The 20,196-nt window shown below is 33.6% G+C and carries 8 protein-coding genes; 4 read left to right on the top strand and 4 right to left on the bottom strand.

The window, feature by feature from the left end; all coding sequences use genetic code 11:
- The first annotated feature begins 84 nt into the window (after window positions 1-84).
- The 4 genes from DG508_RS19290 (at window position 85) to DG508_RS19275 (ending at window position 16,614) form a co-directional block, all read left to right on the top strand.
- Window positions 85-4,728 (top strand): hypothetical protein, encoded by a 4,644-nt coding sequence (locus tag DG508_RS19290; RefSeq protein ID WP_108869785.1) that lies wholly within the window; start codon window positions 85-87, stop codon window positions 4,726-4,728.
- Window positions 4,721-6,829, top strand: a complete 2,109-nt coding sequence (locus DG508_RS19285) for a fibronectin type III domain-containing protein (RefSeq protein WP_108869783.1) — start codon at window positions 4,721-4,723, stop codon at window positions 6,827-6,829. Before DG508_RS19290 ends, DG508_RS19285 begins: the two co-directional genes overlap by 8 nt.
- Window positions 6,830-6,841: 12 nt before the next feature.
- Complete coding sequence (locus tag DG508_RS19280; protein ID WP_108869781.1) at window positions 6,842-13,303, top strand: T9SS type A sorting domain-containing protein; 6,462 nt, start codon at window positions 6,842-6,844, stop codon at window positions 13,301-13,303.
- Window positions 13,304-13,524: 221 nt separating this feature from the next.
- Window positions 13,525-16,614, top strand: coding sequence for a T9SS type B sorting domain-containing protein (locus DG508_RS19275; protein WP_108869779.1), 3,090 nt, complete (start codon window positions 13,525-13,527; stop codon window positions 16,612-16,614).
- Window positions 16,615-16,860: 246 nt separating this feature from the next.
- Here DG508_RS19275 and DG508_RS19270 read toward each other — a convergent pair whose 3' ends face one another.
- The 4 genes from DG508_RS19270 to DG508_RS19255 form a co-directional block, all read right to left on the bottom strand.
- The gene (locus DG508_RS19270) at window positions 16,861-17,340 is read right to left on the bottom strand and encodes a hypothetical protein (protein ID WP_108869777.1); all 480 of its coding nucleotides are present in this window, start codon (window positions 17,338-17,340) and stop codon (window positions 16,861-16,863) included.
- A 67-nt stretch (window positions 17,341-17,407) separates the two neighbouring features.
- Complete coding sequence (locus DG508_RS19265) at window positions 17,408-18,034, bottom strand: hypothetical protein (RefSeq protein ID WP_108869775.1); 627 nt, start codon at window positions 18,032-18,034, stop codon at window positions 17,408-17,410.
- 279 nt (window positions 18,035-18,313) lie between these two features.
- The gene (locus DG508_RS19260; protein WP_108869773.1) at window positions 18,314-19,756 is read right to left on the bottom strand and encodes a hypothetical protein; all 1,443 of its coding nucleotides are present in this window, start codon (window positions 19,754-19,756) and stop codon (window positions 18,314-18,316) included.
- Between the two features lie 146 nt (window positions 19,757-19,902).
- On the bottom strand, window positions 19,903-20,196 hold a 294-nt coding region (locus DG508_RS19255), incomplete at its 5' end, for a hypothetical protein (RefSeq protein ID WP_159090936.1).

Here is a 20,196-nt window from a genome sequence, read left to right as displayed (position 1 = left end):
ACCTAGTTATTGTTTTGAAAACAAATTAAGCTTTACAAAAATACAAACTGTAGAAATTGTTAAATTAATTAAGCTTTAAAATACATGAATAAACTTATACAAACCATATTATTTACATGCTTTTGTTTATGCACGCAAAGCTTCTTTGCCAAAGGCATATATAGTATTACGACGGTAAAATCAGAAAACATAGAAATAAAGAAGAGTACACATATAAAAGATAAGGATAGTGTAAACAATAGAGAAAGAACTTCTGATCAAGAAAAAATAACAGTAAGGCCAACAAAAGGTTTTAGAAATTTTAAATCTTTAGAAAGATTTGATAAAATATCAGTAGTACATAAATCATTTGAGATAGAGGATCAAGAAGAGGGGGATGTTACTATAGCTGATGGTGAGATAAATAATAAATGGTTGGAGATGGCAAATCAAACATTTGCAACAATCGAAGAAACCCAAAATTATGTGGATTTGCTTTCTGATGACAGCCTTCAAGAACTACCTGTAGCGATTAAGCCTAAAGAAATCAGTAATGTAAAATATACTGTAGGGATTGCAAAAGCAGTTTTTAAACCAGCATATACAGAACTTACTGCCTTTCTAAAAGTAGAAACAGCAAGAGGTACACTTGTGTTAGGAGAATCTAATATCAAGCTCTCTCACGAAGGAGGAATTATAGGAGATGCCAAACTTAACCTGATCTCACAATTCACCTTTAATATTAATAGTGGAAAAGTAATAGTAACCCTTAACGGTAGTTTTAATGAATCAGGGACTTATGCTACGATAGACTGTTCTGGGTTTAAAGAATTAGGAATAGATGCTAATGTTGAATTTTCTAATGAATTGTTGCACCCAGTAGATCAAAATGGTAAAAAGAAAATAGGAAGTGTAGAAGGTAACTTTAAAACAGTAGTTGCAGATTGGAACGATATTGTTGCAAACATTGAATTACCTGAATTTGGAATTAAAGGAATAGAAGGAACCACCTTTAAACTCAATACCGCAATATTTGATTTTAGTGATTTACGTAATGATGATGCAATGCCAGGGGATTACCTGAATAAATACTATACAGAGAATCCTACATTATGGAGAGGAGTATATGTTAGCACACTAAAAGTTGTTTTGCCAAAAGCATTTGAGAAAAAGAATAGTAACAAACGTGTTTCTTTTGAAGCCTCTAATCTTATTATAGATGAACAAGGAGTAACAGGAAGATTTGAAGGAGAAAATATATTGACAATAGACGAAGGATCAGCTTCAAAATGGAAATTTTCTTTAGATCATTTTCTGTTGGATGTTGAAACCAACAGTTTAACAGCAGGAGAGTTTAGTGGAGAATTACTCTTACCAGTTTCAGAAGTCGACCGATTGAAATATGATGCCATTATTCGTCCTGAAGAAGAATACAGTTTACGAGTTACAAGTACCAAAGAAATGAATTTTGATGTATGGAATGCAAAGGTTTCTTTGACCAAAGATTCATACATAGAAATGAAAGTAAAGGATAATAAATTTAGACCCAAAGCAAACCTGAATGGTTCAGTAAGCATTCAGTCTGGATTAAGCAAATCATCATCAGGCTCTTCAGGCAAGAAAACAGTGGATTTTAAAGGTATTGTTTTTGAAAAAATGGTATTACAAACAGAATCACCAAAATTCTCAGTAGATTATTTTGGATATCGAGGTAAAATGAATTTAGCAAATTTTCCTGTAACCGTAAATGAAATTGGGGTAAGAAGTCGATCAGGAAATAAAGTAGCACTTGTTTTTGATTTTAATATTAATCTGTCGTCAGAGAGTGATGGTGGTAATGGTGGAGGAGCCAAGTTAGCCATCAAGGCAAAACTAGACGAGACAGATAATAGAGATCATTGGAAATATGATGGCATAGACCTAGAACGAGTTTTTGTGCAGATGGAAGTGGCAGGAACAGAGCTTAAAGGTGCTATTTTTATTTTTGAAGATGACCCTGTGTATGGTACTGGTTTTGCTGGGGCAGTAGGAGCTAAGTTTAGCACAGGAATGCAATTAGAACTTGAAGCCAAAGCATTATTTGGTCGTACTCCCGAATTCAGATATTGGTTTGCAGATGCACAGGTAACTTTACCCGTAGGAATCCCAATTTTTGCAGGATTTGCATTAAATTCTTTTGGTGGAGGAATATACAACCATATGAAAATGGATGGAGTTACCTATGAAGAAAATGCAGCCTATAATACAATCGGAGCTTCTACCTCTGGTGTAATCTATAAACCATATAAAGAAAATGGTTTCGGTATGAAAGCTACAGTAGGTATCATAACGCAAAACTCAGAAAGCTTGTTCCACGGGACTTTAGAATTTGGCATGGCATTTCTTAACTCTGGAGGATTACAAGATATCTATTTCAGAGGTCACGGAGAATTACTGGTAGACCTGCCAATAGATTTTTATGACAAGCTTCAAGATCAGTTAGGATATTTGGCAGAAGGGTTGGAGATCCCAGCACAAAGCCCTACAGCCGCAATAAGCGGAGATGTTTTCTTAGGATATGATTTTGTCAATGATATATTTCATTCTACATCAGAACTATATGTCAATTTTGGAATTTTAAAAGGAATAGGACCAAACGGACGTGCAGGATGGATGGATTTTTATATAGGCCCAGACGAATGGCATTTACTGATAGGGACACCTACAGACCCTATAGGGTTAGAATTAAATCTACTTGGATCAAAAATGCGAACAGAAAGCTATTTTATGGCAGGAGATAATATACCTAATAGCTCACCACCACCCAATATTTTGGCAAATATTTTGGGAGTAGAAGCCGCAGAATTAGATGCTACTAGAGATCTTAATAGTTTGGGAGCAGGTAGAGGAATGGCGTTTGGGTCAAACTGGAGTATGAGTACAGGAGATCTTAGGTTTCTTATTTTTTATGCACGTTTTGATGCAGGAATAGGCTTTGATTTAATGCTAAAAGATTATGGAGATGCACATTGCAAAGGATCATCTAATACCATTGGACTTAATGGGTGGTATGCTACAGGACAAGCATATGCATACTTGCAAGGAGATGTAGGGTTGAAAATTAAGGTCTTTGGAAAGAGAAAAAAAGTTTCAGTTTTTAGCGGGGGAGGAGCAATATTACTACAAGCTCAATTACCCAACCCTGTATGGTTAAGAGGATATCTGTCAGGTAAATACAATGTATTAGGAGGACTGGTTAAAGGAAGCTTTAGATTTAAAGTACAAATGGGGAAAAAATGTGAAATAGATGGTGCTGGCGCTCTTGATGGGATTGTAGTAATTGGTGATATGTCACCAAAAGATAAAGGAGCAAATATTGATGTATTTGCTGCACCACAAGTAGCATTTAATCTACAAATTAATAAAGTATTTGAGCTGCAAGATGATACAGGATACCGAAAATACCGTATCCTAATGGATAAGTTTGAAGTTACCAGAGATGGAAAACCAATTGTAGGTGACATCAAATGGAATACTAATAATGACCTGGCAGTATTTTATTCTCATGAGATATTACCACCAGAAACAGATATTAAAGCCTATGTTCAACTACATTTTGAAGAATATATAAATGGAAAGTGGGAAACGATAAAAGACCAGGGTAAAGAATATCTTGAATCCAAAGAGGTTACCTTTACTACAGGCACTGCACCAGAAAGTATACCATTGAGCAATATCGCTTATATGTACCCTACCATAGAACAAAAGAATTTCTTTACAAAAGAATATGATAAAGGATATGTAAAATTAAAGAGAGGACAATCTTATTTGTTTGACAATGCTCCTGGCTGGAACAAAACCATGAGTATGGAGAGTGATATGGGAACAGAAATGAATAAAAAATTCACTTATAATAAAGGAAATAAACAAATTATTTTTGAATTACCACAAGAAATGGCTACCCAAACAGCGTATTCAATTCAAATAGCTTTAGAACCACCTTCGAGTACGATATCAGATAATGTTAAAGAATCTTATACTACTACAACTGTAGGAGGAGAATCAGGAAATACATTAGAGGTAAGATCTAAAGAAATTAAAGACGTACTTGTTAATGGTGAAAAACGAGAACTGCTGGTTTTTGATTTTGGAACCAGTCAATACACCACTTTTCATAAAAAAATGAATGCCATAAAACAAAATCAGAACTTATATGAATATGTGCCTTATCCTTATGGATTAGTGTTATACAATACTATTGACCCAATAGAACCTTTTGATATGACAGAATTGTTAGGTAATAAGTACACAGCAGATGTACCTCTTGTTATCGCAAAAGCAGCTCCTAGCGATTCATACTATCAAAAAGAAATATACCCCTTATTGTATCAAAACTATCCTCTGGAAGGCACATTTTCTGTAACCAGAAAAACAGATAAAGTAGGAGTACCTCCTATAGAAGGAGTAGAACCTATGGCATGGTACATTACTCACTTAGAACACAACCAAACAGGTAAGACCAATACATATCATCCATATCGATATAACTTGACACATTATTATTATAAAGATTATGAAGACCTGAGGTATCAATTGGTCAACTCTAATTTGTCCTGGGAAGTAAGATCTAAATACACCAAACTGATTATTGACCCATTACCAGTAATGAAAAACGGGAAGTATAAAACAACATTCCAATACATCTTACCAGGACAGGTAAAAAAAGGAAAAAATAAAACAGTAAAGTTTACCAATCCGCTTTATGAATAAAATTAGAACATACATATATATAGTTGCAATTATCTCTGGAGTACTGCCATTTCAAGGAATATCACAAGAACCTATTGGTAATCAGGAGGCCGCTGTAAAAGTTATCGGTACAGTAACCAAAGATAAAGGAGCAATCATGTTACGATGGACAGCAAATACCCCATCAAGCTGGAAATATGGGAATACCTATGGATATATGATAGAACGAACCACTATTGCTATAGGAGATCAATTATTAAAAGATCCTATTGTAAAAAAACTGACTAAAAATCCGATACTACCAAAACCAATGATGGAGTGGGAAGACTTTGCTAGTACTGATGATTATGCCGCTATTGCAGCACAGGCAATTTATGGACAAGACTTTGATGTGTCTATGGAAGAAGGAGGCAATGCAATGATGAATATCATTAATCAGGCAAGAGTCTTAGAACAACGTTTCTCTTTTGCATTGTTTGCAGCAGATCAGAATTATGAGGTCGCAAAATATTCTGGACTGGCGTACACAGATACAGATATTAAACCTAATGAGCGATATCTATATAGAGTATACGCCGCAACGCCCCCAGAAAAATTAAAGATTGATTTTGGGGGAGTGTATTTGGGGGTAAGCGATTACAAACCCTTACCAGAACCACAAGATTTTATTGGTATATCAGGAGATAAAAATATAATGCTAAGCTGGGATATTGCACTACTCAAAAATCAGTATTCTAATTACAAGATCGAACGTTCTGATGATAAGGGAACTACCTATAAGGTTATTACAAAGAAACCTATTGTAAATCTTAATGAAAATGACAAAAAACCTTCAAATCGAATGTTTTATGTAGATAGCATTTCAGAAAACAATAAGGAATATTATTATCGACTAAAAGGAATTTCTTCTTTTGGAGAAGAAGGGCCCGTTTCAAAAGTATATAGAGGCAAAGGAGCAAAAGCCTTGAAACATGGTCCAGCCATAACCGAAGCCAAATTGATGCCTGATAATAGTACCGCAAAGATTAGCTGGGAGTTTCCTGAAGAAGGATTAGCATCTATTGCACATTTTGAATTAAATCGATCAGATGCATTTAAAGAAAAATATCAAACGGTCGTGCCTACCATATCCAAAAACACCAGGACTATAGACTACAAAAACTTAGGAGCAATAAATTATTTTACCATAACAGCCGTAGGAACTGACGGAACAAAAAGAACCTCTTTTCCACAAATGATACAACCAGTTGATGATACTCCCCCAGCAGTTCCTTTTGGTATCACAGGAGTGATTGATTCTACAGGAGTAGTGCAATTACAATGGAATAAAAATACCGAAGCCGATTTTTTAGGATACCGTGTTTTTAAAGCAAATCAAGAAGAAGAAGAGTTTACTCAGATCACGTTTCGCCCTATTCCACAAAGCGAAATCATAGATACAGTACATATAAAAACGTTAAACAGTAAGGTGTTTTATAAAATACAGGCATTTGACAAACGATATAACCCTTCAGCTTTTTCTGAGGTAATCGTGCTTAAAAAACCAGATGTTATTCCACCAACACAACCCGTTTTTAAATCCTTTTCTATAGATCAGGGAATCGTTCAGTTACAGTGGATAACCAGTAGTAGTATAGATGCCCAAAAAACAGCAGTCTATAGAAAAGAAAAAGGAAAAGACACCCCTTGGGAACTAATTACCGAGGCGACTCTTCCAGAAAATGAGTATAAAGACGGTACTGCAAAACCTACGCATACCTATCTATATACTTTGGTTACTATTGATGAGTCTGGATTAGAATCAGAACCGGTAACTCCCTTAACAATAAAATTGCCCGACACTAGTATAAAACCTGAAATCAACCAATTTTCAGCACTAGTAAATAGAGAAGAAAAGAAAATCTCATTAAGCTGGAAATATAAAGAAGATCATGTAGTAGAGTATATGTTGTATAGATCAGATGAACAAACAAAACCCACCTTGTATAAGGTGTTTAAAAGTGAAAATCAAAAATTTCTTGATACCAACTTAAAAGTGAATACAAAATACACATACGTTTTGCAGGCGGTTTTTAGCTCAGGAGCAAAATCACCACTCAAAAAAATCGAAATAAATTATTAGAAACATAAGAATATGAAAAGAATATTATTTGTTTTAATTGTAATATTGACCTCTTTTGAGGTATATGCCCAAACCTATACTGTAAAAATAAGAGGACATATAACCTTAATAGGTGGAGAACCACAAATGTCTACAACCTGTACAGATGCTGGAGGAAATGGTTTAATGAACATTATTCTTATGTATGAAGATGGCACTAGTGACTACCTTTTAGATTTACCACTTAATAGTGTAGGGAAATTAAATGGAGGTTTTGGATATTCTAAAAATATCCCTATGTCTAAAAAGATCAGAGAAATTTCTTTTTATAGCGCCACAATTAAAACAAACAATAATCCAACATCAGATGGATGTAATGAACCTTGGATCCTAAACAAAAGAATACCTATTGATTTTAGACATTGTTTCTCTAAACGTTATGATCAGGATGTAGAACAAATATTTGAAAGTAGATTTGGCCCCAGAAGTTATGCAACTATTTATATAACACCTAACCCAAATCTAACATTTACTGAAGAAAGAGATGTTAATAGTGTTTATTATGGATGTGAAGATGAGGCAGTAGGTATTGAAGCACCATCTGGATATATTCCAGGAAATAGTATATATAATTGGGAGTTTTTGGATAATGTAAATTTGGAAGAGAGAGATCATCCAGATTATGCACTATTAAAAAAAAGAGAAGAAGATGCTAAAGATGCTTATGATGAATGTGAATCATCTATAATTATACGCAATTGTCAAAACTTGTTTTTAGCTTGGCTAAGAGCAAAACAGAATTTAAATGCGTATGAAGGTCCAAAAACCATAGGAGTCAGCGTATGGCGACCAATTTCTAATATAAGAGGAAGATCAAATATTGCCTTAAGACTTAGCGATATATATCCAAACGTAAATGATCAAGCGGCTGCATTAAATAGTAATATTCAAATTAGGATGAAACCCAATTGCAGAGAAAATTTACCTGAATCAAATATAGTGACGGTTCATTACCTACCCCCACCTCCTAGAACAATTGCAGAACCAGTGATAGAAAACCTGTCATGTTCTTATAGTACTATAGATCGCTTTAAACTATATTTTGATCGTCAGATACAAAGTCATGAAGCAATTGATATCAATTTGTTTGAAAAAGATGCTGCCTCAGGTGGATATATCGGTGTTGGAAATAATATCAGGATTACCAGTTTTACACGACGTAATAATAGATGGGAATACGAATATCAATCTCCAAGTAATATAACAGAAGGAGAGTATAAAGTACAAATTACTGGATACGAAAGAGGAGGGAGTAGTATCACACCATTTTGTGACCCAACAGAAAAAACATTTACCATAGAGACACCACCCAGAGTGGTATTTGAGGTAGAAAAAATTCAGGACGAGAACTGCCATAACAGTAGAGATGGTCAAATTAGAATTACAGCTTCTGGAGGTACAGGTAGCTACCAATACAGTGTAGATAATGGAAGAAATTGGGTTTCTATGCCACGATCCCCTTATACTATTAGCGCATTGGTTCCAGGTACCTATAACATACAAGTAAGAGATTCCAACGGTTGTTATGATAAAGTAAATATCAGTGATCCAAACAAAAATATACCTATAACAATTGAGGCTATTGCACCCATAGAACATCAAATACCGTCTGATGGGGTAATTCATCCCAGTAGACCAAGACCAGAACCAAATGATGCAACTATTACTATTACTAGAGTGAGTGGAGGTACTCCATTTACAGGAGTAGGGTATTTATATAATTATCAGGTATTTTTAAACGGGACAACTCCTTTTCAAAGTGGTATTGTTCCTTCTGGAGGGATCACAATTACTGAATTACCCGCAGGAAACCATACTATTGTATATACTGATGCCAATGGGTGTTCTACAACTCCGCCAATTAATTTACCAGAAATTAAAGATCCATTGCCTATAGAGTTTGAAATAAATAAACAAGACCCAGACTGTTCTGATGCAGATGGATCTATGGAAGTAACGAATTTAGAAGGTGGATATCCTCCATATATTATTTCATGGAGCAAAGATGGCAGTGCCTATAGTTCTGGTTCAGCAATAACAGGAAGTCAAGGGAGTTATGACGTAACTATTCTTGATAGCAGAGGCATAGAAGCAACGCAACCAGATATTCGTTTTGAAAATATTCCTCTACCGATTGCTATTGCCAATATTGATATTCAGCCTATTTTGTGTTATGGAAATCAGGCAGCTGTAACCCTTACAGCTCAAGGAGGAAAATCTGGAGCGTATCAATATGCGCTTTGGACTGGAGAAACTACAACAGTTTGGCAAGATAGTAATGTATTTTCCCTAGATGCCAATACAACTGCAGGATACCGTTTTAGAGTAAGAGATCGAAATATAATAAGTTGTGATTCAGAAATATCAGACAGACAACTGATTTCTCAGCCAAATAAAATAAACATTGAAACGATTACTATAACTGATAATACTATTTTTAATGGAAGAGAAGGTGCAATAGAAATTAATGTAACAGAAGGAACACCCAACTATACTATAACTTGGGAGAGAAATGGAGTTTTGACCTCTCATACAGGTACTTCTATTTCTAGTCTTATTGCAGGTAATTATATAGCCATAGTACAAGATGGTAATAATTGTAAGGTGCGATCATCGGTTATAGAAGTAAAACAACCAGAAGAACTTACTGTATCTATAGTAGAAACAATAGCCATACCCTGTTATAATGAGGTAGGAACCTTAACAGCAAATGCAGGAGGGGGATCACTACAATATACATATCAATGGTATAAAAATGGGGAGTTGATCAATGCCCAAACTTCTAATGTTTTATCAGATATACAGGCAGGTACTTATAGAGTGCGCATCGAAGATGGATTTACCTCTTCAGAAATGTCTTTTCAGTTAGAAGAACCCGAAGAGTTGATTTTGCCTAGCCCAACAATTAAGCATGTTTCCTGTTTTTCGGGTAACGATGGAGAAGTCATAACAAATCCTCAGGGAGGTACCCGACCTTACTATTTTTCTATTGATGATAAAAACACTTACATTTCAGAAGAAGATCTAACAAATTTAACCATAAAAGATGTAAGTGCAGGAATCTATGATCTTTGGTTAAAAGATGCTAATGGGTGTGAGGTTTCAACCCCTCAAAGGATTACTCTAAATTCTCCTGATGAGATTAAGGTAATACCAACTTCAATTGTACATGTAACTACGTTAGGGGGGAACAATGGTAGTATTACAATGGGTGAAGTTACTGGAGGGGTAGGAACTTACACCTATAGCTGGAGTAAACAAGGAACCCCTGATTTTATAGCCACAACAAGAGATATACAAGACATATCATCTGGGATATATACTATAAAAGTTGAAGATACCAACGGTTGTATCGTTGAAAAAACTTTTGAAGTAAAACAACCGCTTCCAATGGTTGTAAATATAGATATAATGACTCCTATCTTATGTTATAATGATGCTTTTGGAGAATTGGTGGCTATGGTAGAAGGAGGATACCCTATAGAATCTACTCCTGCCGATTTTGAATATAGATGGTATAAAGTAGAAAGTAGTGGAGACATTGCGATCAATACAGATATCACCCTTGACCGTATAGGTGATTTAATTTCAGGGAGGTATAAAGTTGTAGTAAGTGATTCTCAGGGAACAACGGCAGAAACTAGTTTTGATTTAACCCAACCAGAAGAGCTTGTAGTGTCACTCAGTAATGCTTCTACAGAGATTTTGTGCTATGGTAATACTAGTGGTAGTATTGACATTACAGTAACAGGGGGGCCTAAAGATCCAGTTACAGGAGAGTATTTGGCCTATTCATATAAATGGACAAATACTGATGATCCGAGTTTTGAAGCCACTACAGAAGACCTTCCAAGTATTCCAGCAGGAACCTATCAGGTAGTTGTTATTGATGATAACCTATGTACAACCTCTCTTAGCGAACCAGTAGTAATACATCAACCAGATGCTCCTCTGGAAATATCTAATGTTGTAGTCAATAACCTTACAGGGTATCAAACAGCCAATGGAAGTATTAGCCTTGATGTTAGAGGTGGTGTAGGGCCATATGCCTATACCTGGAGTAATTTGGAAGACCCTTTATTCACATCATCTGATAAAGATATCACGGATCTAAAACGAGGAAATTATCAACTTTTGATTACTGATGATAATGGATGTACGATATCATTATCAAGAGAGGTTACAGAGCCAGAAGAATTGATTGTTACTATACCTGTTTTAACAATAGAAGAATCTATTTCATGTTTTAATGAGAAAACCAAAATTCCATTAACATCAATCGTAAGAGGAGGAGTTGAGCCATATACATACCTGTGGTATGAACAAACAGCACCAGCTATAACAATAGCAACAACACCAGATACGCAAATCCCTGTTTTGGCAGGTGAATATATTGTGGTGGTTACTGATAGTAATGGAAATATGGCTAATACTACCTATACTGTTTCTCAGCCAGAGGAATTAAAAATTACTGAGATAGTAACACATTTAGAATGTTATGGAGAAAACAACGGAGAAATTAATATTACCGTAGAAGGCGGTACACCACCATATACTTATTATTGGAATAATGGAGAGACTACCGAAGATGTACAAAATTTAATATCAGGAGTGTATACGGTTAATGTAAGGGATGCCAATAATTGTATAGCTGTAAAAATGATAGAAGTAGAACAACCTACTCAAATGTATGTATATGATATCACTAGAAATTATCCTTCATCAAATGGTTTAAGAGATGGAAACATTACTGTTGATATCAGAAGAGGAACTCCCCCCTATAACTACGCATGGAGGGATTCTCAAGGAGTAATACAAAGTTCTACGACCCATGTTTTAAGTGGTATTGGTGCAGAAAAATATTCTTTAACTGTAACAGACAGTAATGATTGTATTTTACAGATAGACGATGTAGATTTATTTGAGCCACCAACTTTAGAAGTTAATGTTTTACCTTTTAATGTGATTTCATGTAATGGAAGTACTACATCAGGAAGCCTTAGTGCATTATCAGAAGGGGGAAGACCATTTAATAATATCAAACAATACAATTATCAATGGTATAATGCCGATACAGATACACCTATTGGCACTGACAGCTCTTTGCTGAATGGGATTGGTGCAGGAAATTATTATGTTACAATATCTGATGCAGTAGGTGCAACAGCCACAAGCCTCACGTTTGAGTTTAAGGAACCCGAAAAATTAGAAATAATATTTGATACAGATTATGTAGATTGTGGAGACGATGAAGATTGGACTATTGTAGTGCAGGTAAAAGGAGGAACAGCCCCTTACAGTATTGTATGGAATACTGGAGATACAGGTGCTACGCTTGAAAATGTGGTTGCAGGTTCCTATAGTATTGAGGTTACAGATGTACGAGGATGCTATGTTACAAGTCAAGTAGTTACTATTGCTCCAGAAAAATTGACAGTAGCCTATACACCAATACTCCCAACATGTTATAATGGGTGTGATGGATCAATTTTATTAGAAACAGAAGGAGGAACACCACCATATACCTATCAATGGAATAATGGAGATACAAGAGAAGACCTAACCAATATATGCTCAGATACGTATAATGTTGTTATAACCGATAGTAAAGGGTGTCAAATTACAAAAGAAATTATATTGGAAAGCCCAGAGGAATTGATTGTAGATTTAGGAGAAGATATAGTGTTATGTAAAGATCAAAGCATCGTATTAAATGCAACTATTGCAGACTCTGATGCTACCTATCAATGGACATCATCAACTGGCTTTAGTAGTACAGAAGCATTTATAGAAGTTCAGGAAGCAGCTACGTATGAGATTACTGTAACCGATAGCAAAGGATGTTTGGCCGTAGATAGTATATTTATTGATAAGGTTACAGATGTTATAAGTGCCCAGTTTATTACATCTACTCAGATCTTTGTGGGAGAAAAATTTGTAGTAGTAGACAATAGTGATCCAATACCAGATCATGTAGATTGGATTTTCCCAGAAGAAGCTGAGGTAATATATGAAGACAATAACTATGCAGAAGCAGTCTTTAGCACTCCTGGAGAATATGAAATCACTATGCAAACCTATTTGGGATTATGTACAGCTGTAACTACCAAAAAAGTAATCGTTGTAGAACAGGAGTTTGAAGGAGGAGAAGGAGAAGAAAACACTATAGAAATTCAAAGTTATCTTGATTACAAAGTGTATCCAAACCCAACAACCAATGGTAGGTTTAAAGCAGAGGTTCATTTGTCAAAACCACAAGATATTAGCCTTAAGATATATAACGTTATCAATAATACTTTAATAGATTACCGCAAGGCAGAGGCAAAAGATACATATACTCTAGAGTATGATATGTCAATATTACCCTCGGGCATCTATTTTATTTTATTAGAAACACCAACCATAAATCAGGTTAGAAAATTAATGATAGAATAAAAATGATTCATTAGAATTATTGAGCAAAGGCATCTTTTTATTAGTGATGTTTGTTTTTTTAACAGAATTTAAAATAGGGGATAAAATAGGTATGAGTTAATAGCTAAGCTATTGAGAAAAGAAAAAGTTGAAATACACTTTTTGGGTAAAAACATCCCCTGTTTTTGGAGAGGAAAAAATATCAGGTAACACATATTTTTAAAGTTGATAAATTTTTATATATGGGGAATACAAGAAGAAATTATTTTAAAGTATCAGTTGGTTTTATATTACTAATAAATTGTGTTTTAATAGGGAATAGAGGGGTAGCACAACAATTATACCCAGCAAGTTTTGATGTAACTACTTTAAATGGTGCAAACGGATTTAGAATACCAGGAATAGATCCTGAATCTCAATTTGGTGCAGAAACTAAATTTATTGGAGATATTAATAATGATGGATTTGAAGATATAGCATTGGGAGTAAACAATGCAGACGTTAATGGAGTGAATCTTGCTGGAGCGGCTTATATCATTTTTGGTAGTGATACAGAGCTTTTAGCTTCATTTGATATCACTCCTCTGGATGGTACTAATGGCTTTGTCATTGAAGGGCGTAATGATGAAAGCCGACGTATGGGAAGCTCTGTAGAGGGTGTTGGAGATGTTAATGGTGATGGTATAGATGATTTAGCTATTACAGCCTCTAGAGTGACTTTTGTTATTTATGGAAAAACTACTCCTTTTACTCCAACACTGGATATAGATTATGTTAATGCAGGAACGAATGGATTTAAAATGAATTTCTTTTTATTTTCTTCTAATGAAGTAAGTAAACTTGGAGATGTAAATGGAGATAATATAGATGATTTTATTACAGCTAATTCTATTGGAGGTAGTGCTGCTATTGTTTTTGGAAGGTCTTCTAATTTTCCTGCTGAGATAAATCTTTCTTATCTAGATGGGATTAATGGGTTTACAACCAGTGGATATCCTAGTAGTAGAGCCGCATATTTCGTAGGGGGCGCGGGAGATATTAATAATGATGGTTTTAATGATATAATTATAGGAGAATGGTCGAGTTCAGGAGGGCTTTCTTCAGGAGGGCAAAGAACACGAGTATTGTTCGGAAGATCCACTTTTTCTGCATCAGAGGATTTAGAAGCTTTAGATGGTACCAATGGTTTTACAGTGGATAATTCTGGTGGAGGACTCTTGATTTTTGTTGGTAGTTTAGGAGATATCAATAATGACGGTATTGATGATTTTTATTCAGAACAAAGCGCAATCTTTGGGAAGCAGTCATCAGACCCTTTCCCTGCGCATATCCCACGTAGTAGTATAGAAGATAATAGTCTTGGTTTTAGATTACCTGGATTTTTAACATCTTCTTCTATAGGTGATATTAATCAAGATGGAATCAATGATTTTATAGCTCTTTATGGCAGTTCAGGGTCAGGTCATGCTGCTTATGTGGTATTTGGTAGTACAACTGGATTTCCTAATTATATAGATCAAAGCGTACTTGATGGTAGGAATGGGTTTGTTATACCAGAGTTTAACACATCCAATATTGGTAGACCTGTAAGTGGAGGAGGAGATTTTAACGGAGACGGAATTGTCGATTTTATAGTGGGAAGTCCTAGAGAAACACCAGAGGGGAGCACCAACAGAACTGGAGAGGCGTATGTTGTTTTTGGAGGAGATCATTATGCTTTGCCCTTAAATACTGGATACCCTCGAGTTATAGATGAGACTATTTCAGGATTTACTTTAGAGGTTAATGGTCCAGAAATAGGAACTATACATTATGCTATATATCCAGGTAATTTTTCTGGAACTCTTGATTATGAAAATATTCTGAACGGAACTGGAGCAACTCAAAATGGAAACTTTTTGATGAGCACAGCTAATACAGATATTTCTGAAATAATCACTTCATTGACAATTGATACTACTTATGATGTATACCTATTCTTAGAGGATAATGTAGGGAATCAGGGAGAGATATATCATATGAATGATGTGACCACGCTTTCTAGTACCGATACCGAAAATCCAACAGCTAGTAATCCATCACCAATTGATGTACAATGTGTAACTAATGTTCCGTTACCTGACCCTTTGGTAGTTACAGATGAGGCTGATAATAGTGGAGTTGCACCAGTAGTTGCTTTTGTAAGCGATGTAAGTGATGGTAATAGCAATCCTGAAATAATTACCAGAACCTATAGTATAACCGATGAGGCAGGAAATAGTATCAATGTTACTCAAACGATTACAATTAATGATACTGAAGCCCCAAGGGCAAATAATCCGTCAGGAATTACAGTTTCATGTCTATCAGACATTCCACCAGCAGATATAAATGTGGTAATCGATGAAACAGATAACTGTAGTACAAATCCTATAGTTGCTTTTATAAGCGATGTAAGTGATGGTAATAGCAATCCTGAAATAATTACCAGAACCTATAGTATAACCGATGAGGCAGGAAATAGTATCAATGTTACCCAAACGATTACCGTGAATGATACCACTGATCCTATAATTGATTGTCCAATAAATATTACACAGAATGTGGATTCGGGTTTATCTACTACAGTAGTAACATATTCATTTCCTACAGATGCAGATAATTGTGAGGTAAGTTCTGTTGTTCAGATTACTGGTTTGTCATCAGGATCAGAGTTTCCGATAGGAACGACAACTAATACTTTTGAAGTTACTGATAGTGCAGGGAATTCTAGAAGATGTAGTTTTGATGTAGTGATTATTGATACATCTCCTATTACTTGTGAGATAGATGCTGGAGAAGATGAACAAATTACTGAAGGCGAAGAGATACAATTGAATGCAACTACCACATATTCTGGGATATATACATGGAGACCTTCAATAGGCTTAAGTAGTAGCAATATTGTAAATCCAATAGCAAATCCAGTAGAAACCACAACATATACCATTATTTTTACCAGTGATGATGGGTGTACAACAGAAGATATGGTAACAATATTTGTTACACCACTGCAAAAGGATAAAACCAAATATGGATTTTCTCCAGATGGCGATGGAATTAATGAATTTTGGGAGATTGATGCTATAGAAAATTATCCTAATAATAAAGTTTCTATATTTAATAGATGGGGGGATTTGGTTTTTGAAATCGAAGGATATAATAATACATCTAGGGTTTTTACAGGAATAGCAAATAGAAAGAGAGGTATAGGCGGTGACCAATTACCAGAAGGAACTTATTTCTTTAGGATCAAAATAGAAGGAGCTCATCGTAAGAAAAAGATAGATGGTTTTGTCGTTTTAAAGCGTTAAGCCATAAAAGTAGTTGTAGGTTTTCTCTTTTTATGACACTTCTAAATTTGACAAATAATTATTAAAGTCTGCCATATTTTATTTGAGCCTCTTCACCAAATATAATAGTAGTATTGGGATGTTTTATATCGACTCTAATACTGGATAGGGCTTTTTTTATTTAAGCCTTCTATATATATGTTTAACATGTAGGAATCCTTCTCGTATGCTTTATACCAGTGGAGGTGAGACTCGGTTAGTACCTAATTATTCTCCATCACTTTTTTTATACTTATATATTCTATACCCCTCTTTTTGTTCATATCCATTAGGTCTATATCCTTTTCTTAATATTAAATCACCTATTAATGCCATATTTAATCCCATTGCATCATTTAATTTGTCTGATATTAAGAGGTTTTCTTCTTTTTTATTAAAAGATTTAGCTACATATTCTCTCGCATCATCTACAGTTTTTAATAGGAATGTTTCTTTTTTGTGATCAGTATTAATTTTATCTTTTTTCCTGCATTTACATTCGATACCATCTGTTTTTGCCATTTCATCGCAGATAGCTTTAGAAACCTTCATAACTTCTGTTTCACAACTTTCATATTTTTCAATGATTTCATTGCTTTTTATAAGCTCGCAAACTTCACATTCTTTTTGATTTTTACAACTAGAGAAAAGTATAATTAGAATAAGAAGATTTAAGTAGTTTATAATGGGATTTATATTTTTTTGCATCAGATTGTTTTGTGTGAGAATAGGGACTAAAAATTTAGATACTCTTTGATTGAGCACTTAGCCTAATTTACAACTTTACTGTTGTTTTTTTTCGTTCAAAATATTTTAGAAAGTATCTTTTTAAAATTTTATACTTTTTTCTTCTTTTTTTGAATTCTGCCAATAGCTTTGGATCATCTGAGATTATTTTTTTTAAAACTCGTTTTGTAAGCACAGATACCTTTCTGTTATTTATATTTAGAATCTTATATATTCTATTTGAGATTCCAAAACCATTATTTACTGTGGGCATACCTGTAGATCCAATACCTTCGTAAAGACAGTATTCACCTACAAAATCCAATTGTGAAAAGGTTGTTTTTGGTCTTAATTGAACTTTATACTCATTTATATAAACATGCTTTCCATCACAAAACCCATAAATAGTACCAATTGATTTTGCTTGTTCTTTTGTTACATCTAATCGATAATAAGTGATAATCTTTTTATTACCAATGGCCCCATATTTTACGTTTTTAACTAGAATTTCATAATCTAATTTAATTGACGGGGTGTTATATTTAAATTCATCAAAGTTTTTATAAATCCCTTTTTTTAGGTTTGATACATCATCTTTTATTGATGTTTGGGCTTTTAAGCAAAAGTTTGCAAAAAAAGCTAGAATAATTATTAATGAGTAATTGGATATCTTCATTGAATTAATAGTTTTTAGACAGTGTACGATTATAAGTGAGTGTTGTAGTAGCATAAAATGTTACTATACGATGGTTACATTTTTAATCTATTAGATGTTCCATTTAACTCAAAAGATCTTCTGATGCGTCTTTTGAATTAACATAAAACTATTCTTAGAAATATTGAAGTAATGTTTTTCTAACTAAATAAAGAAAGCCTCTGTAGAGAAGCTTAAAATGAGTCGTTTTATCAGTAGTTATAGGCTTGTACGACGGTTACCATTTTGGGAAACAGTGTTTTATTGATTAATATCGAAATATTCCTGACCATATTTGTCAACCCATCCTGTTTTTCCGTCGGGATATTCAAAATATGCGAATTGAACTATATAGTTATCTAACACTTTGTATTTGGGTGTTAAGCCTAAATTTGAAAAAGTATACAAACCATTTTTTTCTAAAAGAAAATAACTTCTATCAATAACGGTAATTTTTTTATAGTCAAAGGGTAGTATGTTTTTATTTTCTTCTATATCCCAAACGCCATATTTAGTTGATTTTTTAGCAATAATATAACTAGGCTTTAATGCGTAAGGATACCAATCTAGGTCATCATTAAATTGCATTCGTTTAGTACTATTATTTGTAAAACGCACTTTTTTAAATTTTTTAGGTAATTTTATATATTCACTATCGTAGCTATCTATTTTATCATCAAGAAAATAACCAAAAATTTCAGAATTGAATTCTTTTTTATTTTTGAAAACTTTTTTCATAAAGTCTTCATCCTTACTATTAGGTGTAGTAATTTGATATGGTTCGTTACCATAAAGTTTTAAAGAATCTTTTTTAAAGGTATCTTTTCTTTCTTTATAGGTAGAATGAATATTAGTTTTTAAGATGTTATTTTTATGTACATAATACGTAATATATGTTCTTCTTTTAATGTAATCATTACCTGGCCTCAGATGCGTTTCTCTAGGTTGTTTTTGTTTCAGACCCAAAGTATCAATAAAATACATATTATTTTTAGAATCAATAATTTGATGTTCTGTGCGAGAATATTGATAATCAGCTTTTACGTTTTTTTCAAGTAATTTTCCATATAAATTGTATAAGTCAGTTTTTCCATCATTAAATATAGTCGCTATTTTAGAGTAGATGTATAAAGAGTCACATTCGTTTTTAATTATTTTTTGTCCTTTAGATTTAATTCCAATTTTGACATTTTTAACATAAAATCTAATATTAGGGTTTTGAAAATTTAATTCAGGAATAATTTCTTGACTAACAAATAACTCCTTGTTTTTATGGTTTTCTTGAATAATAGTTGCCGTATCAGAATCATAATAGCCATTAGATTCTTCCCAATTAATAAAATATTTTTTATTTTCTTTTAAAGCAACAATAAACCCTTTTGGGGAACGTCTATATTCATTTAAGAGTACTATTAAAGATATGTCTTTAGTAATAACACGCTTGTATTTACCTAAAATTTTTTGTTTGCCATCAGTAAGTAAAAAATAGGTGTCATTTATAAAATATATTTTTTGAAAAAAACTATTGTGACTTCTATCGCTGAGCAATGTCTTTCCTATAAGTTCGTTATAATTTTTTGAGATATTTTTTTTTATTTGACCGTAATTAGTAGATATAAATTTTTCAACAGTTTTATCAAAGTCATTTAGATTTTGTCCGTAACTAAATTGAGATAATAATAAGAGCAGAAATATGTTTTTCATTTAGTTATTTAATGTTGTTATTAGTCATATTGGAGACAGTCTGACGTTAAATATATGGCAAGTAGAGCAGAAAACAAGCGATTATTTTCGACTTATCCACAAGTCAAAAGATTTGATGAATTTGGTTAAAAGCACGAAACTTTGGGTTAAGTACCAAAACCTATAAATAGTACCAATTGATTTTGCTTGTCTTTTGTTACATCTAATCTATAATAAGTGATAATCTTTCTATCATTAATGCCTCCATATTTTATGGTTTGAACTAAAATTTCATAATCTAATTTAATAGAAGGGTTGTTGTACTTAAATTCGTCAAAGTTTTTATAAATTCCTTTTTTTAAGTTTGATACATCATCTTTTATTGATGTTTGGGCTTTTAAGCAAAAGTTTGCAAAAAAAGCTAGAATAATTATTAATGAGTAATTGGATATCTTCATTGA

The organism is Aquimarina aquimarini (assembly GCF_900299535.1).
GTDB classification, from domain to species: Bacteria; Bacteroidota; Bacteroidia; order Flavobacteriales; family Flavobacteriaceae; genus Aquimarina; species Aquimarina aquimarini.
Note: the sequence above shows the minus strand (reverse complement) of the source record. Positions and strands in the feature narration are given on the sequence as shown.